Source organism: Bacteroidota bacterium, assembly GCA_020402865.1.
GTDB lineage: Bacteria > Bacteroidota > Bacteroidia > Palsa-965 > Palsa-965.
In genome coordinates this window covers 119,567-143,404 of the sequence record JADBYT010000024.1, presented here as the reverse complement: position 1 = coordinate 143,404, position 23,838 = coordinate 119,567, and the positions used below count along the sequence as shown (strand labels likewise).

General features: G+C 47.6%; 17 protein-coding genes. 6 read left to right on the top strand and 11 right to left on the bottom strand.

Annotation, left to right across the window (positions count from 1 at the left end; translation table 11 throughout):
• Positions 1-317: 317 nt before the first annotated feature.
• Entirely contained in the window at positions 318-977 is a 660-nt protein-coding gene (hxpB, locus tag IM638_15765) for a hexitol phosphatase HxpB (GenBank protein ID MCA6364495.1), read from the top strand.
• Here hxpB and IM638_15760 read toward each other — a convergent pair whose 3' ends face one another.
• The 4 genes from IM638_15760 to IM638_15745 all read right to left on the bottom strand — a co-directional run bounded on the left by IM638_15760 (position 978) and on the right by IM638_15745 (position 5,840).
• The gene (locus tag IM638_15760; protein MCA6364494.1) at positions 978-2,039 is read right to left on the bottom strand and encodes an RluA family pseudouridine synthase; all 1,062 of its coding nucleotides are present in this window, start codon (positions 2,037-2,039) and stop codon (positions 978-980) included.
• A gap of 25 nt (positions 2,040-2,064) precedes the next feature.
• Positions 2,065-2,628 (bottom strand): hypothetical protein, encoded by a 564-nt coding sequence (locus IM638_15755; GenBank protein ID MCA6364493.1) that lies wholly within the window; start codon positions 2,626-2,628, stop codon positions 2,065-2,067.
• A gap of 50 nt (positions 2,629-2,678) precedes the next feature.
• Complete coding sequence (locus IM638_15750; protein MCA6364492.1) at positions 2,679-3,269, bottom strand: DUF2179 domain-containing protein; 591 nt, start codon at positions 3,267-3,269, stop codon at positions 2,679-2,681.
• A 96-nt stretch (positions 3,270-3,365) separates the two neighbouring features.
• Positions 3,366-5,840 carry a gliding motility-associated C-terminal domain-containing protein gene (locus IM638_15745; GenBank protein ID MCA6364491.1) on the bottom strand — a complete coding sequence of 825 codons (2,475 nt, stop codon included), beginning with the start codon at positions 5,838-5,840 and terminating at the stop codon, positions 3,366-3,368.
• Positions 5,841-6,035: 195 nt separating this feature from the next.
• On the opposite strand from IM638_15745, the gene IM638_15740 reads away from it, so the two are divergent.
• A complete protein-coding gene (locus tag IM638_15740; protein ID MCA6364490.1) occupies positions 6,036-7,526 on the top strand; it encodes a hypothetical protein in 1,491 nt (496 codons plus the stop codon).
• Here IM638_15740 and IM638_15735 read toward each other — a convergent pair.
• From IM638_15735 to IM638_15720, 4 genes are read right to left on the bottom strand one after another with little or no spacing between them, the layout of a single operon-like run.
• Positions 7,521-8,486 carry an AAA family ATPase gene (locus IM638_15735; protein ID MCA6364489.1) on the bottom strand — a complete coding sequence of 322 codons (966 nt, stop codon included), beginning with the start codon at positions 8,484-8,486 and terminating at the stop codon, positions 7,521-7,523. The two genes, IM638_15740 and IM638_15735, sit on opposite strands and share 6 nt — an antisense overlap.
• 32 nt (positions 8,487-8,518) lie before the next feature.
• Positions 8,519-9,886, bottom strand: a complete 1,368-nt coding sequence (locus IM638_15730; protein ID MCA6364488.1) for a peptidylprolyl isomerase — start codon at positions 9,884-9,886, stop codon at positions 8,519-8,521.
• Between the two features lie 2 nt (positions 9,887-9,888).
• Complete coding sequence (locus tag IM638_15725; GenBank protein ID MCA6364487.1) at positions 9,889-10,809, bottom strand: hypothetical protein; 921 nt, start codon at positions 10,807-10,809, stop codon at positions 9,889-9,891.
• Positions 10,810-10,830: 21 nt separating this feature from the next.
• Positions 10,831-12,942, bottom strand: coding sequence for a peptidylprolyl isomerase (locus IM638_15720; protein MCA6364486.1), 2,112 nt, complete (start codon positions 12,940-12,942; stop codon positions 10,831-10,833).
• Between the two features lie 259 nt (positions 12,943-13,201).
• Here IM638_15720 and IM638_15715 point away from each other — a divergent pair, with 259 nt between their 5' ends.
• The 3 genes from IM638_15715 (at position 13,202) to IM638_15705 (ending at position 15,212) form a co-directional block, all read left to right on the top strand.
• Positions 13,202-14,083, top strand: coding sequence for a hypothetical protein (locus tag IM638_15715; protein ID MCA6364485.1), 882 nt, complete (start codon positions 13,202-13,204; stop codon positions 14,081-14,083).
• A gap of 22 nt (positions 14,084-14,105) precedes the next feature.
• Positions 14,106-14,576: a hypothetical protein gene (locus IM638_15710; GenBank protein ID MCA6364484.1), complete on the top strand. Its 471-nt coding sequence runs from the start codon at positions 14,106-14,108 to the stop codon at positions 14,574-14,576.
• A gap of 321 nt (positions 14,577-14,897) precedes the next feature.
• On the top strand, positions 14,898-15,212 hold the full coding sequence (locus IM638_15705) for a hypothetical protein (GenBank protein ID MCA6364483.1): 315 nt from the start codon (positions 14,898-14,900) through the stop codon (positions 15,210-15,212).
• Between the two features lie 115 nt (positions 15,213-15,327).
• On the opposite strand, the gene IM638_15700 is transcribed toward IM638_15705, so the two are convergent.
• The 3 genes from IM638_15700 to IM638_15690 form a co-directional block, all read right to left on the bottom strand.
• Complete coding sequence (locus IM638_15700) at positions 15,328-16,014, bottom strand: DUF4159 domain-containing protein (protein MCA6364482.1); 687 nt, start codon at positions 16,012-16,014, stop codon at positions 15,328-15,330.
• Positions 16,015-16,059: 45 nt separating this feature from the next.
• The gene (locus IM638_15695; protein ID MCA6364481.1) at positions 16,060-21,324 is read right to left on the bottom strand and encodes a PAS domain S-box protein; all 5,265 of its coding nucleotides are present in this window, start codon (positions 21,322-21,324) and stop codon (positions 16,060-16,062) included.
• 92 nt (positions 21,325-21,416) lie between these two features.
• Positions 21,417-22,043 carry an inorganic pyrophosphatase gene (locus IM638_15690; GenBank protein ID MCA6364480.1) on the bottom strand — a complete coding sequence of 209 codons (627 nt, stop codon included), beginning with the start codon at positions 22,041-22,043 and terminating at the stop codon, positions 21,417-21,419.
• Positions 22,044-22,090: 47 nt separating this feature from the next.
• Here IM638_15690 and IM638_15685 point away from each other — a divergent pair, with 47 nt between their 5' ends.
• Complete coding sequence (locus tag IM638_15685) at positions 22,091-23,701, top strand: T9SS type A sorting domain-containing protein (GenBank protein MCA6364479.1); 1,611 nt, start codon at positions 22,091-22,093, stop codon at positions 23,699-23,701.
• Positions 23,702-23,838 lie beyond the last annotated feature (137 nt).

Here is a 23,838-nt window from a genome sequence, read left to right as displayed (position 1 = left end):
GAATCTTTTCGTTGGGCTCCTCACAGAAATCCTCAGCGATAAAATAAACTCCGGTTTTCCTTCGTTGCCCGCCTCAATCTTCACCTCAAAATGAAACCGGAATGCGCCGCAGGAGGTGAATCTTTTCGTTGGGCTCCTCACAGAAATCCTCAGCGATAAAATAAACTCCGGTTTTCCTTCGTCGCCCGCCTCAATCTTCACCTCAAAATGAAACCGGAATACGCCGCAGGAGGTGAATCTTTTCGTTGGGTTTGGCGGTGAAATGATTAGTTAAGACAGCGATTCGGGTGATGACAGGGTGTTTATCTTTGGGGAATATGATTTCAGGGGTAATTTTTGATATGGACGGGCTGCTGGTTGATTCTGAACCGTGGTGGCGCGAAGCGGAAACCAATGTATTCGGCAGGTTGAGCCGGGCACCGGAAGCAGCAGATTTTGAGGAGATGATGGGCAACCGGATTGAAGAAGTAATTGCCCGCTGGCGTGTAAAACATCCGTGGCGGGGCATGAGCGACGATGCGGTGAAAGTGGCTATTGTGGATGAAGTGCAGCGGCTTGTGACCACAAATGCCCAACTCATGCCGGGCGTGCGCGAATTGCTGGTGCGGCTCAGGGAAAAGAAAATACCCGTGGCTCTGGCCTCTTCCTCGCCGCTGCGGCTGATACGCGGACTGATGCAGTTTTACAGCATCTATGATTACTTTCAGGTGGTTTGCTCGGCCGAAGTGGAAACTTACGGCAAACCGCATCCGGCTGTATTCCTCACGGCAGCAAGGCAAATGGGCATTGATCCAACCGAAATACTTGTTTTTGAAGATTCGTTCAACGGCGTGATTGCCGCCAAAGCTGCCCGTATGAAATGCGTGGCTGTGCCCGCCCCCGAACATGCAGCCCAAAGCCGGTTTGCCGCAGCCGATCTGGTGCTTCCCTCCCTCACCAGTTTCGATGAGCAGGTATGGCAGCAATTAAACAGGTAATTATTCGGCCGGATCTTCTTCATACCGGCGCGCGTTTGAATAGGTGCGCCATTTCTCAAGCACGGCAAGCATATCAGCCGGCAGTTCCGAATCAAACTGCATCCACTGCTTTGTGGCCGGATGCTTTATGCCCAGCGAACGTGCATGCAACGCCTGTCGCGGACAGGCCGCAAAGCAATTATCGATAAATTGCCGGTACTTGGTAAAGCTGGTTCCTTTAACAATGTGTGCCCCGCCGTAGGTAGCGTCGTTGAAAAGCGGATGACCGATGTGCTGCATATGTGCACGGATCTGGTGTGTGCGGCCGGTTTCGAGTTTGCACTCCACCAACGTTACATAACCCAAACGCTCAATCACTTTCCAGTGTGTAACTGCCGGTTTTCCTTCGCTTCCGTCAGTATAAACATCCATCACTTTCCGATCGCGGCGGCTGCGGCCAATGTGACCTTCCACAGTACCTTCATCTGCATCAAAATCGCCCCACACCAGTGCAAGGTAGCGACGATCATTGGTGCGGTCGTAGAACTGCCGGGCAAGATGCGCCAGCGCATATTCCGTTTTAGCCACAACCATAATGCCCGAAGTATCTTTATCAAGACGATGCACAAGTCCGGGCCGCTGCTCGTGCGAACTCTTGGGCAAATGTTCGAAATGCCAGAGCAGTCCGTTTACCAGTGTGCCGGTATAATTGCCGTAACCAGGATGCACCACAAGTCCGGGTGGCTTGTTGAGGATAATGAGGGCATCATCTTCATGCACGATATTCAGCGGAATCTCTTCGGCAAGCAGTTCAAATACTTTGGGCGGATGCGGAAGAAGAATGGAGATATGATCGAGCGGCTTTACCTTGTAACTGGGCTTGATCGGCTTTTCATTTACAAGGATATTTCCCGCATCAGCCGCAGCCTGAATTTTGGTGCGTGAAACCGAAGCCAGTTTGTGCATCAGGTATTTGTCGATACGCAGCAATTCCTGCCCCGGATCAACCCTGAAGCGATGATGTTCATACATTTCCTGCTCACTACCACTTTCGGCATCGGGCAACTCGTCGGTTTCGTACATGACGCAAAGATACGCCTATCCGGCTTTACTGGGTTTCATTACGACCAATTCGTAAAGTTACGCCGGCTTCGGTATATACGCTGAAACCATCCCATGAAGTACCCAAACGCTCGCTGTATATGAACGGATTTGAAAGCGCTACCGCAAGCCGCACATCAAACACACGATGCAACGGAATGTTAAGCCCGGCACCCTCAATCAGCTCAAGCGAATTCACAATCAGATCTGGCGCATAAAATGTACGCAATGCACTGCGCGTTTGCTGCACCTGTATGAATACAAACGGCTTTACACACGTCTGTTTCAAACTAAACTGACGCTCACTGCCCAAACGTATTCCAAGATGCTGACCGAAATTATTGGCATAAAACCGATGCTTGTACACATACTGCTGGTTATCGGTAACAATACGGTTTACCAGATAATGCAGACCTCCGTACATAATCCATTTTTCCGATGCATGATAACGCCAGTCGACTCCCGCATGCAAACCGCTGTGCGCTTCATTGACATGCACATAAATTACATTGCGCTGCGCTTTCAGCACAGCCACCTGAAACAGAAAAACAAACAGAAAATATTTTTTCATACAAACCGTGTTGCATGAAAGACGTGAGTCGGGCTATTAAGTTGCCTGCACTACTTCCCTTTCCGGTCAGGAAAAAGTGTACGCACCAGATTGAGCTTGCGTTCGCTGCTTCGAAACACGCCGTGCTGCGCATTACGCACATCCTCTACCGAGAAGAATGCGTTGGGCTGATGTTTTTCAAGAATGGCAATTACATCGGGGACGCTGGTACGCTTTACTACGGTAAAAATCATTTTCACCGGACCTTTAGCTCCTTCGGCATCCACTACGGTAATGCCGTGGTTGGCTTCGCGCAGTGCCTCAATTAGTTCCTGACTAAGCTGATTGGTAATGATGCGGATTACCTGAGTTCCCAGTGCAAGCCGTTCTTCAATGCGCATACCTACATAGGTACCGCAGGCAAATCCGAAAGCCCATGCCAGATAGGATGCAAGATTATCGGCTTTGCTCATTACCTGTTTCATGGCAATGAGCCAGATGAGCACTTCGAAGAAACCCACAAACGGAACAATCCGCCTGAAACCTTTCGAAATAAAAATATTGCGCAGCGTAGCAAGTGTTACATCGCCCAAACGCGCTATGAAAATAAGCAGCGGAATGACAACCCAGTTAAAAAGGTCGTTGAGCAGTTCGTCGCTCATACAAAAAGAAGATTATCTGTTGCTTTAAATGCGTTCACGCCTGCCGTGCAACGGTTTCAAAGATACAGAAAACGAACGCTGCCGGATGAAAAAGCCTTACCGGATTACACTTACATGTCCGCGCCGGGTAATCTCCCTGTTTTCATCGCAGCTAAGCCGGTATGTGGCCACCCACACATATACATCTTCCTGCACCAGATTGTTGTTTACTGTTCCATCCCATTCCTGTGCAAGCGAAGTGGAATGAAAAATAAGCTCGCCCCAACGGTTGTAAAGAGTGAGATCAAACTCGAGAATGCCTTCGCCGTAGCCGCTGAATGTTTCATTTAACCCGTCGCCGTTGGGAGTGAATGAATTGGGAAAATAAAGAGCGGTGCTGCCAGCTTCACTGGTAACCATAAATGAATCAATAAAGGCACAGCCACTGTCGCTCACGGTTACGGTGTAGGTGCCCGGAGTCTGAGCAAGCAGCAGCGCCGAGGTATCGCCGGTTGACCAGAGGATATTGGCAGAAGCAGAAGCGGCAACAGTTAGCTCCGTGAAGCCGGTTTCGCAATACGCGGGATTCATTTCTGTTAAAGGTTTTGGTACAAAAAGCACCTGTACCGAGTCGTGTGCATTGCAATTGCCTTCGGTGGCAGTAACCGAATACATACCACTTTGCGAAACCAGTATTGATGCGGTGGTTTGTCCGGTTGACCAGGCAAAAGCCGAAGCACTGCCTGTGGCCGATAGGGTAAGAAGTGTATCAAAGCAAACCACCGTGTCGTTCCCAAGCAATACTGAAGTGGAATCAGCAAGCAGCACGGCCAGTGTATCGGCAGCGGCGCATCCGTTTGCGTCGGTTACCTGAATAATGTAAGTGCCGGGCGACAGGCCTGTGGCTGTTTGCTGCGTTGAAACAGCCGGCTGCCACGCGTAGTTGTAATTGCCCGCACCGCCTGAAGCCATTACAGTAATTGCTCCAGATGAAATACACTGCGAAGCCGTAACCGCCGCCTGCAGTGTAATGCCGGGAGTAACCGTAATGCTGAGATGAGCTGTATCAGAGCGTTGCTGACAATCGGTTACAATGCAGGTAACCGTGTAGGTGCCGGCAGCATTGTACACATGCAGTGGCTGCGTGGCGAAGGCCGTATCAGCGCTGCCCGAAGCCGGATCGCCAAACGTCCAGAGCATTGATTTCACGGCACCGCAGCCCTGTGTGGCAGCATTGAAGCTCACCAGCAGCGGCGCGCAGCCGGTAAGCGGCGCGGCTGTGAGTTGCAACGACACCGTGTCGGGCACATAAAGCCATAAATCGTTCTGCTGTCCGCCAGCACTTCCTTCGCCCCCAAACAACCAAAGCCCGGCAGCATTGTACCAGCTAACATTGCCCTGCCTGCCACCGGGCACATTGGTTGCAGCTGCCACATTTTGCACACCATACACACCGGGCTGGTTGGGCGTGGCAGAACCACTTATCCATGTCCACATGCCCGCTGCCGGATCATAACGCCACAAGTCGTTATACAAATCATAATTCAGATCACGCCCGCCAAACAACCAGAAAAAGCCGCAGCTGTCTGTCCAGCACGCGCGTGTTTCGCCACGACCACCGGGCACATTGCCTGCGGCAGGCACACATTTCGTACCATACACTCCGGGCTGATTAACCTGCTGACTGCCGCCTTTCCACACCCACATGTTCTGCGCCACGTTGTACATCCACAAATCGTTGTAAAAACCCATAAAAACAGGGCTTATAGCATCCACGCCGCCAAACAGCCAGAGATTGCCGGCATTGTCTGTCCAGTGTGTATAACACCAGCGCGCACCGGGCGTATTAAACGGCGAAGGCACATTGAGCGTACCGTAAACCGGCGGTGCATTTACACTCGATGCACCTTTCATCCAAGTCCACATGTTGGTTGCCGGATCATACATCCACAACGCATCATAAGCCGCTCCAACACCAGAAGGTGTGCCACCAAACAGCCATAACCGCCCCTGCTGATCGACCCAGTTGCAGGCCGTTTCTTCAAGTGCGCCGGGCGTGTTGGCGGGTGCGGCTACCTGTTGCGTGCCAAACACTGGCGCAGCGCCGGGTGTGCCCGAACCTTTTACCCATGTCCACATGTTTATGCCCGGATCAAATTTCCATAAATCGCCGAAGGGTGCAGCAGTGCCGTTGTCGCCGCCGTATAGCCAAAGATTTCCTGCCGCATCTGTCCATGTGCTTGCCCCGAATCCGATGCCACCGGGTGTGTTGGCCTGAGCAGCGACTCCTTGCGTTCCCCAAATGGCTGGCGTATTGGCCATATTGCTGCCATGCATCCATGTCCATTCGCCAAGCGCCACATCGTACTTCCACAAATCGGCAAAACGCTGCATGCCAATTCCCCCGCCATAAAGCCAGAGGTTGCCGGCCGCATCTGTCCATTGCGCAGCTTCGTAGCGCGCCGGCGGCTCATTAAGTGGCGAGCTCACCCCTTGCACACCGTAGCTGCCATTGCTGTTTACAGCAGTACTTCCTTTCTTCCACGTCCACATCCCCGCCTGCGAAAAAGCAGTAAGGCAACACACGTACATGTACACACAAATAAAAATTGCTTTTGCAAACATATCGCTGATTCTTTCTGCCGGAGTTTAAACCTGCGGCACAATCAAAAGTAATTGAACACCACGTTTAACCGGGAAGAATTCTGCAAACAGATAAATTGTAATTTAATCAGAATAATTACATTTAACACTGTTTATCAATACTTTATATTTAATTTAAATAAAATGAAAAATACCGATTTTCAGCATCTACATCAGCTCATTCACTCGTTAAATGAAGCGGAGAAAAAATACATTACAGCCTATTTTTCGAGGCTTTCGGGAGGAGCCCGGCACAGTGCGCGTTTGTTTGACGCTATGCGCAAACAAAAAATTTACGACGAAGAAAAGCTCAGGAAAACAGAAAATTATATTTCAGGATTTGCGCAACAAAAACAGGTATTATACAAACTCATACTGCGTGCGCTGCGCGAATTTTCGGAAAAAGATACGGATGAAACCACGGTGCGGAATCTTATGCGTAATGCGGAGATTCTGCGAACAAAACGCTTTTATAAGCAGGCGCTGAAGCAGCTTGAAAAGGCAATTTCCATAACTGTCACACTGCAAAATCCGTGGCTGATGCTCGAACAGATCCAGCAGCGCGATGATATCCAGTTTGAATCGAATGTACTTTCTCCGCCCGGTAATAATCAGCAAACGCTTGAACTTGAGAACGCATGTGTAGCCGAAATTACACACACTGTGCGCAACAAGTGGCTGGCAAAGGAAATGCATTATGTGCATCTCCGCTCGCATCAGCTTCCGCAAGCAAAACCATTTTCAGCACGGCACTTAAATATGCTGTCGGCCAAAGCGCCTGAGACATTTAAAGCACGTTTTTACTTCGAGAAGGCAAAAACGACCTATCATTTTACCTTACAGCAAACCCAAGCCGCCATCACACATGCGCGGGAATGTTTACAACTGATTGAATCAAACACCGCATTTATTGCGCATCATCCGCACGAACTGCTCCGCGCATTAAGCACCATGCTTGTGTTGCAGGATATAGAAGGCGACAGAAAAGCAGCCGTTACAACCATTAAGCGTATGCGGCAATTAATGCATGAATACAAAAACGAACTGAGCGCATTTGCCGGGCACACCTTCATTTACACCTACACTACCGAGTTTAATTTACACTGCAGACATGGCAACTACAATCTGGCTATTGAGCTGATACCGGAAATACTTTCGGGCATTCAGAAATTCCGCAGCCGCATAGGCTTTGCGGAGGAAGTTGTGTTCTGGTTCAACTTTGCACAGGCTTTTCTTTGCACCGGCGATTACAAGAATGCCTTCCGCTGGGCCGATAAAGTGTTCAGCCAGTCGCGCAATAACCGCAACGATCTGGCATTTACCTGCGGACTTATTTTGCTGCTTTGTGCATGGAAACGGCTTGAGTTGCCACTGTTTAAAAAACTGCATAAAGAGGTGATGCACGAACTTACCGAAATGCAGCTTGCTTCCGATCTGGTGCACGACTTTGGTCGATGGATAGTATCGCTGGCCGAATCAGGCAGCCGGAAAGAAAAGCATAAATTGCTTAGCGAAATGCTGCACAATATTATGCACGGCACATGGAGCGAGCAGGCACAAATGGCCCTTCAGAGCTTTGTGTTTGAAAACTGGCTGCAGGCCGAGCTGCAAGGCAAAACAGTGAGCCGGTTATAGCAGCGACTTGATGATATCGTCCACTTTCACACCTTCGGCTTCGGCCTTGTAGTTGCGCACAATGCGGTGGCGGAGAATGGGGGCAGCCACTGCGCGTACATCTTCAATATCGGGCGAGTATTTTCCGTTAACCACAGCGTGGCACTTGGCACCGATGATCAGGTACTGTGAAGCACGCGGACCGGCGCCCCAGGAGAGCAGGCGGTTTACTTCGGCAGCGGCGGTGGCGGTGTTTGGTCGTGTGGAAGCGGCCAGTTTCACGGCATATTCAAGCACATTGTCGGGCACAGGTACACGGCGCACAAGCTGTTGCAGGTAGCTTATTTCTTCGATGCTGAGTACCTTGTTCAGTTCGGGTGTGGTGCCAGCGGTTGTTTGACGTACAACCTGGATTTCGTCGTTCAGATTTGGATAATCGAGCCACACGTTAAACATAAAACGGTCGAGCTGCGCTTCGGGCAGCGGATACGTACCTTCCTGTTCAATAGGATTTTGTGTGGCAAGTACGAAAAACGGCTTATCAAGTTCGTAGCGTTTGCCGGCAGCTGTTACTGCACGTTCCTGCATGGCTTCGAGCAGGGCCGACTGCGTTTTTGGCGGCGTACGGTTAATTTCGTCGGCCAGAATAATATTGGCAAACAGCGGCCCTTTGATGAAGCGGAATTGGCGGTTCTCGTCGAGAATTTCCGAACCGATAATATCGCCCGGCATAAGATCAGGCGTAAACTGAATGCGGTTGTAACTAAGACCAAGCGATTGTGCAATGGTGTTTACAAGCAGCGTTTTGGCAAGTCCGGGAACGCCTACAAGCAAACAGTGTCCGTTGCTGAATATAGAGATAAGCACATCGCGCACCACATCCTCCTGCCCTACAATTACCTTGCGGATTTCGGTAGTGAGGCGGTTGTAGCGTTCACGGAAATAATCAACTGCTTCTACGTCTGACTTAAACTCGATCATAAGTGTGCTTGTGTGTGTATGAAATTTACCGGTTACTGTGCGTGTTTCAGCCATGAAAAGCGGAAACTGGTATTTCTGTAATCGGGGGAAATGCGAATATAAGTAGTCGCCAGTTTTTTATCGACCCATTTGTTGAGCGCTTCATCCTGTTTCTTTTGCAGGGTGAGATCCTGAATCATCTGGTAATCATCTTTGAGATTGGCTCGGTGCGGCTCGGAGCGCGATTTGAGCCAGAGCACACGGTATGCTTCTTTCGACTGGCGGGTGAGTGTGAGCATCGGTGCTGAAAAAGCCCCCACTTTCATCTGGTTAACGGTAATGGGGAAGTTGGGATCAGGATCAAGCTGACCGAGCAGTTCCACGTCAATACGAGAGTTACCAGTTATCGGATTGAGAATAAGTCCGCAACTGTATTTTGATTCATCGTCGGTAGAAAAGCGGGCGGCTGCTTCGCAGAAGGTAAGCGAATCAAGACGCACAAAGCGCATAATGGAATCGAGGCGCACCTTACAGTTACGAAGATCTTCGGGAAGTGTGGGAATAACGCGCAGGATGTGGCGCACCGTAACTTCATCGCCCTTGCGGGAAATTACCTGAAGGAAGTGAAAGCCGAAATCGGTTTTAAACACAGGCGATGTTTCGCCTTCCTTGAGTGTGAACATGAGTGCTTCGAATTCGGGGACAAACGAACCACGGCGGATGTTTTCGTAGGTGCCACATTTCTGTGCCGAGCCCGGATCCTGTGAGTAAAGCGCAGCCGCTGCACAGAAATCAATTTCACCCTTTATTACTTTATTGCGGATATTCTCGGTTTCCAAGCGGGTGTATTCGAGAATTTCAGGATTAACCGGAGGTGAAACCACAATCTGCCCCACCTCAACCGTTGAACTAATAAATGGTAAACTGTCCTGCGGCTGACTGCTGAAGTAGTCTTTCACATCAACCGGCGAAACAGTTACGTTCTGGGTAATCTGTTGCTGCATACGTTTGGCAAGCAACAGATCGCGCACTTTGTCGTGCAGTTCAAACTTAAACGCATCAACCGTTTTGCCGTAGAACTTTTCAAACGCCTCCACTGAGCCAAAGCTTTGCAGGTAGTAGCGCATACGCAGATCCATTTCCTGCTGAATTTCAGATTCAGACACGGTAAGACTGTCGTGCAGCGCCTGCGACACGAGAAGTTTCTGAAAAAGCAGTTGCTCCAACACCGAGCTGCGTACACTGTCGGTTATTGTTACTCCCTCGCGGGCATACTGCAGCAGCACATTTTCCACTTCCGACTCTTTCACAATCTGATCGCCTACCACGGCCACCACACGGTCAATACGTGCGCCGTTATCCTGGGCAAAAAGCGAGCCTGTTGAAAGAAGAAGGAAGAGGAGGAAAAAAAATCGGTTCATGATTATTTGTTGTAAATCTCAATATCGTCGCTGTCTGTGGCCTCGCGGTACAGATCATCGCGCATACGGTCAATGAGCTGACGTTTGCGTTGGTTGAGGATAATTTTGCGGATGTTTTCTTTTTCAAAAGCCAGCGGCGAGCGGCTGTCGCGCGCCATGTAGCCTTTGAAGTTAATCAGGTACAAATTGGTTGAATCGCTGACTTCGAGGTATTTGTTGTTTTTGAGAAACAGTTCCTTGTTATCGGTTTCAATCGGAATTTCCTTGATGAGGTCATCAAACAACAGCCAGGAATCATCATTGAGGTAAAAGTTTTCGGCAAACTGACGGCAGTAGGAATTCAGCTCCACCCGATCCTGCGGTTTATCCGAACGCATCCAGTTGCGAAGCCGGGGCAAATTGGGAGCGTTCTTATCAGTTTTCACGTAAATCACTTTTACAATAATATCACGCAGGGCAAAGTCGGCCGGATGCTCGTTATAGTATTTTTCAATTTCGGTGTCGCTTACTAATGTATCAAGCTGTTGTTCCACCAGCGCCTTTTCGTATTCATAAATGATTAACGAATTGCGGTAGGCTTTGAGTTGCTTTTCCACATTTTTCTGAGCGGCGCTGAGGTTTTGTTCGGCTTTATGCACCAGCAGCATTTCACGTACCCAGGTATTAATAAAGCTGCCGGCCATGCGTATGCTGTCGTCTTTAGGCGTGCCGGCCGGAATTACATCTTTAAGTTCCGAACTGTAGAGTTTGTAGTCAAACACCCGCGCCACCACAGTTCCGGAAGGAGCCGAAGTTTCAGGGGCAGTTTCACGGCACGAAGCAAGGAACAGCAGCAGCCACAACGGCAGCAGCCGTGTACCTGTCTGAATTATGACGTGTACACGGCTGAATCGTTGCCTGAATGCTTTTTTCGATGGCTGCATGGGCCCTGTTTTCGGGCTAAATTATTTACGCGGAAGCACCTCGCGGTTAATTACCACCGGATACTTTTTGCGCAGGCTCTCTACCCATTCCTTTTCAAGTTGTGTCTGATAGTCGTTGGTAATCAAACCACGTGCTTCCTGCAACGACTTGGGTGTGGGCGGCATAACCTTGCGGGTAACCACAAACATTACGCGGCCGTCTTTCACGGTGTTGGCAGAAGTGCCTTCTTTCCAGTTCTGATCCACAAGGGCATTATCCCCTTTGTGATAGAGTTTGGTTTCGGTTTGCACGTTAAGCTGTGAGTTTTTGTTGAGGGTTTCGAGAATTTCTTTTTCCGATTTACCCTTCTTGAGCATTTTACGCACAGCTTTGGCGGTTTTCTCATCGGCGCAGGAATACACGGTGGCATCCGCACGCTCGGGCCAGAGGTAGTTGTTTTTGTTGGCTTCGTAGAAATTACGAAGGCCGGTTGAGTCGGTTACCGCACGTGACCATACTTTTTCATCCTGCAAATCAAACAACAGAATGCCGTCGCGGTATTCCTGCATGAGGTTGCGGAAATCAGGGTATTTGGTTTCGAGCTGGTTGTCTTCGTAGGCCACACACATTTCTTCAACCATCTGGTTGTACATCATGTCCACCACCTGCTTCACATCGCCTTTTCCGCCACGACGCACCTGACGTACTTCGAGCCAGGCCGCAAATTCTTTCTGGGTATATACTTTTTTACCAATGGTAAAGAGCTGTTTATCATACCCTTTTGCTTTCGATTCGGCGGTCCACTGCCCGAGGAAGTAGGTGCTGTCAACCAGTTTGTAAAACTCATCGCGGGCAGCGAGGTTTTGGGTAAAGCCATATTCTTTTTTCACACGCTCGATGAGCGCCGTGCGGCCGCTGAGTGCGCGCTGGTCTTTGCTTACCTTGCCTTTGATTTCGCCTTTAATGGTTTCGTAAGCAGGCACGTCGCGACGGTCGATGCGTTTGATGATGTGCCAGCCCCAGGCCGTTTTAACCGGCTCTGAAATATCACCGTTGTTTTGCAGGGCAAAAGATGCCTTCTCAAAGCTGGGCGGCATTTTGTAAAGGCCAAACCAGGGCAGCTCACCGTTTTTGGCAGCCGAGCCCTTGTCGTCGGAAAATTGTTTTACCAATGTGGTAAAGTCTTCACCGGCTTTGGCTTTAGCGTAAATTTCATCGGCTTTTTGCTTGGCGTTCAGTGAATCGGTTGCCGGCATGCCATCGGGGGCTTTTACCATAATGTGCGCCACCAGAATTTCGCCCTGCGCCTTGCGGCGGTCAACTACTTTTACAATATGATAGCCAAAACGGGTAGTAACCGGTGTGCTGATCTGCCCCACGGGCGTGTTGTAAGCAGCCGTTTCGAAGGGATAAACCATTGAAAAGGCGGTGAAATAACCCAGGTCGCCGCTGTTTTGTGCGGCCGAAGGATCTTCGGAAATAAGGCGGGCTACTTCTTCAAACGGCACCACCTTGCCTTTGTATCGACGATCGAGCTGGCGAAGCGGGTTTACCAGATTGAAAATTTTAAGCGTATCAGCCGGTGTGAGCTTAGGCCAGGCGGCATTGGTTTTACGCAGTTGCTGATCGTAGTCGGCAATTTGTTTGGTTACAGGCTTACCAAGCACCATGTTGCGGGCAATGTTCACACGCATCCATGCCAGCATGGTGTCTTTGGGAAGCGGATTTTCGGGAAGTTTTACAAGAATGTGGCTGGCGCGCACATCCCACTGCATACGGTTGTAGGCTTCGCGTAGCAGACTGTCGTTTACGCGTTTATCGGTAAGATACTGCTGGGCCACCTGACGGCGGTAGCCGGCAAGCTCGGTGCGGAACTTGCTCACCGTGTCGCGTTTCAGGTCTTCAGCTTCCTTTACCTTCATTTTAAAGGTCACAAAAAGGTCGAGATAATTCTCTATCGCTTTCGGATCATTGCCCTGATCTTTGTTGTTCTTCTTATATACATACATAAATTCTGAAAGGCGGATGGGCGAGCCACCAATCGTCATCAGAATCGGATCATTCGGATCATTGGGCATTGCTGCCGGAGTCTGAGCCGGAAGCGCAGTACTAAGTGCAAACAAAGGCACTGCGAAGAGCAGGAACTTTTTCATACGGGTTTACTATCGAAGTATAAAGATTTTATAAGCAGCAAAAATAACCAATTCCCCCGCCCAAAGGCCACAACGCCGAATTTTGTTGAAGTTCGGTGAATCCGGCGCCTTGTGTAACCTGATCTGGGCCGGGTTACCCGCAAAATAAACACCCAAATGCCTGAAAATCAGAAGATCACATTTCCCGGTGAAAACGAAACAAAAAAAGATCCTTACCGTATAAAGAGCGCTTTAATACCTTAACCAACCGACCTCACCCATGAAATTTAGCCCGGATTTGCTGAAACTCCTGCTTCCTGCAGTGGTAGCCGGAACAATTGTTTCCCAAACTTCCTGTAGCGGCGACACTGAAACAACCGCAACCGATACCGTTACTCAGGACACCCTCATAATGGCCGATGAAACCGAAGACGAAGGAGGCATGCTGCCCTCTCCGCTTCAGGTGGCGGCCATTTTTAAATCTTCCGGACTTAAATTCCTTCCCGGAGTGACCAGTTCGGCCGAAAAAGCGGCTTCCTACAGCACCACCTACACCCGCGCCTGGAGCATGGGGGTGTACAGCGCCGACATGGCTTACTGCGTGCTTAACAAGCAAACCCAGCAGGCACAGTCGTATTTAAAAGTGGTACGTACCCAGGCCGAACAGATTAATCTGGGCAAAATCTTCGCGCAAACCAGTCTTTTCGATCGTTTCAACAACAATCTGGGTAACGAAGACTCGCTGCAAAGCATTCTGGCCGGCATAAAAGAAGAAACTGATGCCCAGCTGCTCAGCAACGACCAGAACCACCTTTATGGAGTAATTTTTGCCGGTGCCTGGATCGAATCGCTGCATATTGCCGGTAAAGTGTATGAGCAGGAACCCAACGACATGGTGCTGCTTAAACTGTTTGAGCAGATGGTTATTCTGGAAAGCATTGTAAAAGAACTTGAACGCAACAAAGACAAAGATCCCGCAATTGTTCAGCTTATTACCGATCTTAATTCGCTTCAGGATGCATTTAACGGACTGGCTTCGGTGAAGAAAATGAATGAGAACCCTGACCTCGGTTTCTCTGACGTGAAACCAACGAAAGAAGAGCTGATGGTACTCATCCGCAAAGTGGAAGAAATACACGCCAAAACCGTAACCAAAGCCTGATTCACCCCAAACCTCATATACTATGAAAGCATTGAAACATAGTGGCCTGATTCTACTCCTGCTGGTGATTGCCTTTGCCGGAGCCGCATTTCAGACTGCAGAAACCTGCAACAGTGCCGTATTGAAACAAAAAGCCAAAGAAGCACTGAATCCGTTTAAGTACGACTCAGGTAAGGTAACCCGTGTACTTTACAAGCCCAAAACTCAGGTTAAGGAAATTGAAGTACCTGTGTTTATTGGCGAGAAATACCGCATGGTGTTCAATACCGAAGCACTTTCTAAAAGTGTGGTGATCTCGGTGTACAATAAAGACAAGGAAACCAAGAACCGTAAAGTGTTGTTTACTACCAAAAATGCACAACCTGGTAAAAAAATACACGTGTATGAACCCGAGCAGGCCAAGTTCAAATTTTATGTAGATTATGAAATTCCGGCCACCAAAGACTCTGTGAATACACCGGAATGCCTCATTTTCATGCTGGGCTACCGCTAAGCACAAGCCATAATTTCGCACATCGGCGAGGCAACTGAAAACAGTTGCCTCGTTTTTTGTTGTTAATAACTTCCTGAACCATGCAGAACCGAAGGATATTAACAACACCTCACACTAACCCCGGTTATCACTCAAAAGCAGGCTGCACAAGCCTTACAACACATTATGCACTATTGCAAAGTATAGCTTATCAACACCAGCCGGGGAAGCTATTAATTGCAATAAACATATCAATGTAGAAAACTTCGCATTGCATTTACGAGTGTGTAAAGTGCAGGCTTCTACTTTTGGCAGCATAAGTAAGCCGCTAACAGCAAGCCTATGTACATTTCCGCTCTTGAAACCTCTACCGGCGTCCGGATCATTCCGGTAAATGCAGAGCGCATGCTCAACGGCACACACGGGCACAACGATGCCGAGCTGGAGTTGTGGGCTCAGTTTAAGTTTACCGAAATATCCGAACCGCTTGCTCAGGTTTGGACAGGTATTCCTCACCGCTACATTTCGCGCCTTGAAGATTTAAACGAAGGCCGCCCGGTTCGCAACTATGCCCTGCTCCAACTCATGGAGGCCCTGCTCGAAAAAGAACCCGGCTTCGATCCCGAACACGATTATGTGTATGTATGTGCCTGCTAGGCTCATCTGAGTGAGGTAAGCAACAAAATTACTACAGACTTTATACACTATTGGCCAACACCACACAGGGCGGAATCAATGATTCCGCCCTGTGTGGTGTTGAAACGTTTGTGGCTTACTTCTTCTGCTGCTCACCGCCCATTAAGGCAAACTGCACCAGATTGGCCCCCATACGCAGGGCTTTGAGGCGTGCTTCGGGGCTGTCTTTATGTATTTCGGGGCTTTCCCAGCCATCGCCAAGATCACATTCATAATCGTAAAAGCACACCAGACGACCTTGCCAGATGAGTCCGAAACCTTTGGGCGATTTGCCTTCGTGCTCGTGGATTTTGGGCAGGCCGTTGGGAAAATCAAACTTCTGATGATAGACCGGATGTGAAAACGGAATTTCTACAAAGTCGAGTTCGGGGAATACCTTTTTCATTTGCGGCCGCATGAACTTATCCATGCCGTAATTATCGGAAATATGCAGAAAGCCGCCGCCCATCATGTAATTACGCAGGTTGTTGGCCTCCTGAGCCGAAAAGATCACGTTGCCATGACCCGTCATGTGTACAAAAGGATAGTTGAATATTTCGGAACTCCCCGCTTCCACAATGCCCTGTTCAGGATTGATGCGGGTGCCTGTCTGTTCATTGCAAAAACGAGCCAGATTCGGCAGCGACGTCTCTAAATTGGCATACCAGTCGCCTCCACCATTGTATTTAAGCAAGCCCAGTTTACAACTCCACGTATCGGCCGGACGAAACGAGGTGAGCAGTAATACAACAGACAGGAGCAGAACAAATCGGATTGCTTTCATACTGTAAAAATACGCAAAGCCGCTTTGCAAACGAAACCAGGATCCTTAATCTACACGAATACCCAGCACACACACATCGTCGGTCTGATTACCTTTGCCCATCCATTCGCTGAAGCGGGCCGTAAGTATTTCGCGCTGTTCAATGGCTGGCAATGAAGCCACCTGAATAAGTAATTCGCGGAACCGGCGATAAGAAAGTTTACGGTCGTGATCGCCGCCAAACTGATCGGGATAACCATCGGTGAACATATAAAGCATATCGCCCGACTTAATTTCCACTTCCTGATGATCAAAAGGCCGCGACTTAAAGTCGAAATAACTGCCAATTGAAAAGCGGTTTCCTTTCACCTGTATGAGTTCCTGCCCGCGCACAATGTAAAGCGGGTTAATAGCCCCTGCAAACATCATGGTGCGGCTCTTGCGTTCAAACACACAGAGGGCTATGTCCATACCATCATGCAATTCGCCGGCCTGTTTATACTGGTTCAGCGTTTGCTGAATGCTGAGGTTTAAGAAATCGAGAATAGCTGCAGGGCGTGTAAGATGCCGTTCGCGGATGGCCTGATTGAGCAGGTTGTGTCCCATCAGACTGAGCAGCGCACCCGGCACACCGTGCCCCGTACTGTCGGCCACTGCCACAAAAATGTAGTTGCCACGTGTTTCGGCCCAGTAATAATCGCCGCAAAGAATGTCTTTGGGCCTGAAGAGGACAAACATATCACCAAGTTCCTTGCGCAGCACTTCTTCGGGCGGAAGAATCGCATTCTGAATGCGGCGGGCATAATTGATGCTTGAGGAAATGTCGTTGTTTTTTTGCTGGATAATTTCGCGGTAGCGGATCTGCTGAATGGTAGAAGCCATAACATCTGCCACTTCATCCATAAGGTCAATATCGCTGTCGTCAACCGCATCCTCGTAGTCCGAGCAAAGAGAAAGAAAACCATTTACCTTTCCTTCAATTTGCAGTGTGGTTGCCAGATAGGAACGCACACCGGATGCCAAAAGCCGTTGGTCGAAAATAGAAATTGCATTCTGCTCATTCAGCTCGGTAATAAGCCTGTAGCGCGACAACCGGATATGGTCGAGCTGAAGAAAATCGGCCTGAGACAATAATATATACTGTGGTTTGTCGCCGACATTTTCTTTAGTTACTTCATACACCTCGATAAGATCCTGCCGTTCATCAATAAGCGCAAGAATTACACGGCTGGTGTAATGAATATGATCGAAATACACCGGAAGCACACTTGCCGCAAGCGATTCTACGGTGTTTGCATCGAGCAGGCGTTGCCGGGTATTATTTAAAAGCTCAAGATTCTTAGAATAGCGGCTGAGCTGTAATTCGTAACGTTTCTTTTCGGAGATGTCGGTAAAAATTTCAATCTGTTTCAGTAATCTGCCATTTTCATCCACAATAGGTGTGTTTGAAACCGAAATCCAGATTTCATTTCCATCACGGTTATATACCAGCAGCTCTACCTCAAAGCCCTGCCCTGTGCGCACACGTTCGCGGGCATTGTAAATGGTGGCCATATTGGTTTTTTCGCCTTTAAGCACATCGCCCGCACGCCGGTTTCTTACCTCGGCAAGTGAGTAACCTGTAATCCGTGTAAACCCTTCATTTACCCATTCTATATTACTTTCCGGGTCGCAGATAAGTACGCCGTTAATGGTTTCGCTCGCCACAAGTGACAGCTTTTCGAGCTCCTCCTCATATTGCTTTTTCTCTGTAATATCCCGTGCAATTGCCTGAAACCCCTTTATACGTTCAGGATGTTCGTCATCAATAATAATGCGCACGGTTTGGCCTAACCATACAATACCGCCATCGCCACTGATTACGGGAAACTCAAGCGTAGTAGAAAGCAAACGGCGCTGAAACTGTTTGGCGTAAAATGTAGTGACTTCCTGCACCCAGTCGGGATGCACAAACTCCGAGAAATGCCGCCCGATGAGCTCAGACAATTCATACCCAAGAATTTTTACCGCAACCTCGTTGGTATATGTAAAGCAACCTTTAAAATCGGCAGTATAAATAATATCATTCGCAGTTTCCACAATATGCCGGTAGCGTTCTTCCATTTCTTGCCTGTCGGTCACATCGAGCCCCACACCTACCTTCAGATTACCTTCAAGAATAGTATCCTGCCACTGAATCCAGCGAATACGGCCGTTTTTGGTTTTTATAGGCGATATATAGGTTTCGCGGGCTTCGCGCATATTTATCACCTGCTGCTTACGATTGAGGTTATCGACATAATCATCAGACCGTACTTTCCACCAGCCGTCGCCCAGCACCTCATGTTGTTCATACCCCAGAATGGTGGTGACACTTTTACTGGCAAAAACTACAGAACCGCCCTGATCCACAGCCAGCACAATACTGCTGGAATTATTTATGATTGTATCCGCAAAGATCAGGCGGTTAAACAAATTCAGACGTGTAATCACACTGATAAATGCTATAATTAATCCTACCAGAATGGCAAGCAGAAACAACCAGCCGTTGTATCCGTAAGGGGTAGAAGGAATAACAATAACAAGGGATATTGATAAGAATAAGGACAGGGATGCAAATGCAATCAGCTGTCTTAAACGATCAACAAGTAAACCTATGGCCGACAATACCAAAATGAGCATAATTACCGGTACAGGTGCAAGTTTATTGTAGTAACATAAATAATACATATGAAAAATCAGAAGACCATATTCAAAACGAGCGAGTAAGTGTGTATGCTCTTTTATCAGACGTACTGAATAGCTTAGTAAACCGGTGAGCATCATCAGCACACCAATGGCAAACATAACCGGCAGGTTCAAATTGGTACTCTCCGAAAACATGCGGATAAGGCTGCCGGATACCGGGTAAAGAAATGCAGCAGTGAATAATACAAACCGGCCAACGGTAAGATTATGATTATACAGTGAACGCTGATCGCGTATAAAGTCTTCGCGAAAATTGCGATAGACAAAAATGAGTGCAAAAATGATGATCAGCAGGCAAACGGTGGAGACAAGGAAAAACCAGGAGGACTTCCAGAACGGAGGTGAAATGGTAAACGAATACGACCGTGGTTCACTCACATAATCATCATCATTACGTGCTTTTAAAAGAAATGTATATTCGCCCTGAGCAAGATCGTTAAAACTTACGGAGTTACCACTGTTCAGTTTTACCCAACCTGTATCACGCCCGATCAGCTTATATTCAAAACTCAAGTTTAATCCGGTGCCAAACTGAATCCCGGTAAACACAAACGTGAGCGTATTCTTGTTATACGGAAATACCGGATCAAACGGCAAACCATCACGCATCACCGAATCAGCATAGTTACTCCAGTCGGTAACAGGCTGGTTAAATAACTGAAGCGCTTTAAACTCAACTTTGGGCACCTGATTTCGTTTACGCGACAAGGCAGGAGAATACACCACCGCACCATCCACAGATCCAAACCAGATACGTCCGTTATTGTCGGTAGTAATGGTAGCCGGAGTAAAATTTGTAGTTCCGATGCCGTCTCTGTGCCAGAAATGCTGGATTAACTGATCCTTCTCACGAAAAATTATTCTGTCGCAACCCAAAATAGTAGTTACAAACATCACATTCGCTTCAGGCTGATAAAATAGCCCCCGTGTAAAATCAGAACCAATTCCCTCACGTTGATTGAGTATCTGATACTTATTCATTTTACGGTTGTATCGCCAGATACCGCTTCGCTGGGTAGCGAAATAAATATAGGTTTCGTCGCCCGTAATATCGAAAACCGTCTGTTCGAGTTCTTCAGCAGGTGTGGGTTTATTTTCCAATGGCCTAACCACCTTGCCATGATCAAGCATATACAATCCTTTAGAAGTACCCAGCCAGATAATGCCCTGAAAGTCTTCATATATCGACCAGATAACAGCCCCAAGCAGTTCATTGCCGGTATTGTAACTTTCTATTTTACGGTTGCTGTATGTAAATAATCCATGCGAGGCGGTTCCGATCCAAAGCATTCCATCGCGGGTAATGCATAACGACAATATTTCGCCCGGGTTATTATTCTTGTCGGGGAAAATAACTTCCGGAGTGCGATTACCCGGTCTTATAATGTTAATCTCTCCGCTAAATGTACCCGCATACACATTTCCCTTCTTATCAATTGACAGCGCCCCAACCCGGTTATTACTTAATCCGTTTTGTGCTGTCCAGTTCACAAACTCCGTTCCGTCAAACATTGACACCCCGACCAATGTAGCCATCCACACATTCCCCTGTCCGTCTGTACGTACAGCACGCACATTGTTACTGGGCAGTCCGTCTTTGACTGTGTAAGTAACAAACATCTCCCCATAATAAAAAATAAGCCCCTGCTGATATGTACCAAGCCAGATATTACCCTGATTATCGCAAAGTATGGAAAGAATAATATCGTCGTTAAGTCCGTTCTTCTGTGTAAGGTTGCGGAATATTCCGTTGTGATAATACAGCAATCCGCTACCCCATGTGCCCAGCCAAATATCACCTGCCGCATCGCGCTGCATGCAGGTAAGAGAGGTTGTACTCATCCCCTCGGGCAATATTACCCGGTTCATCGTTTGTCCGTCGTAACTGAAAAGCCCATTGTCAGAAGTAGCAATCCAGAGTGTGCGGTTATCCACTTCCACAATTCCTCTGATCCGGTTTGTGACCAGCTTATCCTGATCAGAAAAAGGCTCATTGGCATAGCCCTGATTATTTTTCACAAGGCAAAACAACCCATTGCTGGAGCTTCCCACCCAGAGTTTATTGTGTGAATCGAATGTGGCCGATTTTAAGGATAGATGATCAAGCGGGGTGGACGTAACAATAAACGAATACTTATGTTTTTCGTATTTCCACAAACCTCTGTTTGTACACAGCAAAAGTTCACCACCCTCGCCGCGCAAAAATTGATTCACTTGTGTTAACCCGGAATTAACCGGAAAAGGATGAGCGCTGAATTTCCCGGAGCGATACCAGCAAAGTGCTTTATTGGTTGCAACGATTACTCCTTCTGCCGTTTGTGAGATAGCAGTGATATTATTCCCCGGCAACTGCTCTCCAAAACTGAAAGTCTCAAATATTTTTCCGTCGAAACGGCTCAGCCCGCCTTCCGAACCCACCCACACATAACCCGAGCTGTCCTGAAAAACGCAGTTGATTTGTGTGTGCGGCAATCCGTTGTTTACGGAGTATTGCTGAAAATTATATTGCTGCCCGTGAAGTACCAACCCAAGCACACAAAAAAGTATGCACAGCACATAATGACGCAAAGCGCCGGCCGGATATGTTACTAAGGAGAAAGGCATGTTCCTGAATTAAAGGTAATGAATGCGCAATAATCCGCATTCATTTTCGATGAAGCCATTAAATAAAGCGACAATACATAAATAATTCCCGTTTACTGCCTTGCCCCGGTGCCAAAACGGTGATTATAGTCGTTCATGCTGTGCCTGATCACCTGCCGGGCTTCCTCTTTACCATAAATGGCAGCCAGTTCAACAGGTACACGTGCTTCGCCGGGTATCACTTTATAAGTAAGAAAATAATGCCTGAGCCGGTTAATGAGTTCCACCGGGCATTCCGTAATATCCTTCAAACCGCCGTAAACAGCATCTGATTTGAGTACTGCTATAATTTTATCGTCGGCTTCATTCTTGTCGATTAGCCTGAAACCGCCAATTGGTATTGCAGTAACCAGAATATCCCCGTGTGTAACAGGTCTTTCGCTGAGCACGCAAATATCCAGCGGATCACCATCGCCACTGGTTACAGGCCTTCCGCTTCGCGCTGCGCAGTATGCCGCTATTTCATCACCACAATAGGTTTGCGGCACAAATCCGTATAATGCCGGCACCACATTCGAAAAAAGTTGCGGACGATCTATTTTCAGATAACCGCTTTCCTTATCAATTTCATACTTGATGGTATCCGCAGGAACGATTTCAATAAATGCAGTAACTGTATCGGGTGCATCTGCTCCGGGCGATATGCCATGCCAGGGATGCGCTTTTTGTGTTGGGTGCATGTGTAAATGTACGGGTTTGTGTGGGATGATACGACCACTTAGCCAAGTTGTATAACCACCTGTCTATTTTAACATGTAATATGACTTTCATTTGGCAGTTTTGTATGAACTCATACTTTATGAAAAAATTTATACTACTTTTTTCTTTCGTGTCGTTTTACCTGCATACAAGAGCACAGGTTGTGTCTTTTGATTATTCTTATACAGCTCCGACTACTTCTCATGCACTACTACAAACAAAGTGTATGAACGGCGATTATGTTACGCTGAGTACAATAAGTGTAGGGGTCAACTATTTTTATTTAACACGCACGGATATTTCGGGAAATATAATCTGGGCGCGTGTAATTCAGAACACCGCATTATTCCGGGTAAGTCCGGATGCAATGATAGAAACAAACGATGCCGGATTTTGTATCGCCGGTTTTTACCGTAATCAACAACAAAATACTGTAAACAATGAGGGTACTGTAATTATCAGACTTGACAGTGCGGGGACTATCTTATGGCAGGAAAAACTATATGTTGACGGACTTCGATTTTATTGCAAGACAATTATTGAAGATTCTGCCGGTTATTTTTATCTCGGTTATGAGCGTCAGACTACTCCGCAGGGAAATCCGTCCAAAAGTAATCTCTTGCTTAAACTTAATCCTTCGGGAATGCCTGTATGGGCTAAAGAATCGACCGAAACCGGCTATGTGCTTGAAAAAATGCAGCTACTTTCAAACAATAAATTAGCGCTGGGCAACTATTCAAGTACCCAAATGGGGGCAAAAGTTGTAGTCACAGACACATCCGGGAATGTACTTCATTCAACGTTCTATCGCACCAACACAGCAAGTTCATTTACAGACTTTGTATTTCATACTAACGGATCAGTGAATGCACTGCTTATGAATGAAACCGGAAATAAAACAACATTATATGTTTACGACAGTGCGGGTACGTTTCAAAGTGGAAATCGCATAGACTCGCTGATGTCTGTAAAACTTATAAATGAAAACGGACAGTTGATTTCACTTACCTACAATTCTGCCGCAGATAAAACGGTAATTACAGACTGGTCAGCTAATTCAACCAATGCTATAGAAATAGCTAGTGGTACAGGATTTGAACCTAAAGATTTTTACCGCAATGCCGACGGAAGTTTTACCTGCTATGGTAAAACACCGTCAGGAAATAATTTCGCACAGCGATTAATAAAAACACTTCCGGCCAGCTCAGCACTTCCGATCTCCGGGTGTGCGATAAATCCTGTTTCACTCTCCTTTCAATCGGCTAACTTAATTGATTCAGCGGTCATCGAAATGTTTATTCCATGCAATTTTAATCAGGCTGCCGTGTCATTTGTATCCACACCACTAAATCTGAATATCACCAGTAACTGCCTCATAATTGGATTGAATGAAACGGAAATTGAAGAACGGATAAGTGTTTTTCCAAATCCGGCTGTTGAGGTCATTTCTTTCAGCAAACCAGTATTTCCGGGAAGTATATTCACGATGTATGCTATTTCGGGTAAAACGGTGATGAGTGAAACCGTTCAGAATAATTCGGAATTCTCAGTTCGTGAATTGCCAGCAGGGATGTATTTCTGGCAGCTTAACCAGAACGGACGTATATACACAGGCAGGCTGATTAAATGTGCACAGTAATTTGCCGGAAATTCTCACTTATTCAAACCTCCCCACACAAATCAGCCTTCCACTTCTCGTTCACCGCGCAATCCTATCTTTGTGATGTGAGTAGTATGCGCACACACATGAACGAAAAGCTGAAACCGGCACTGCAA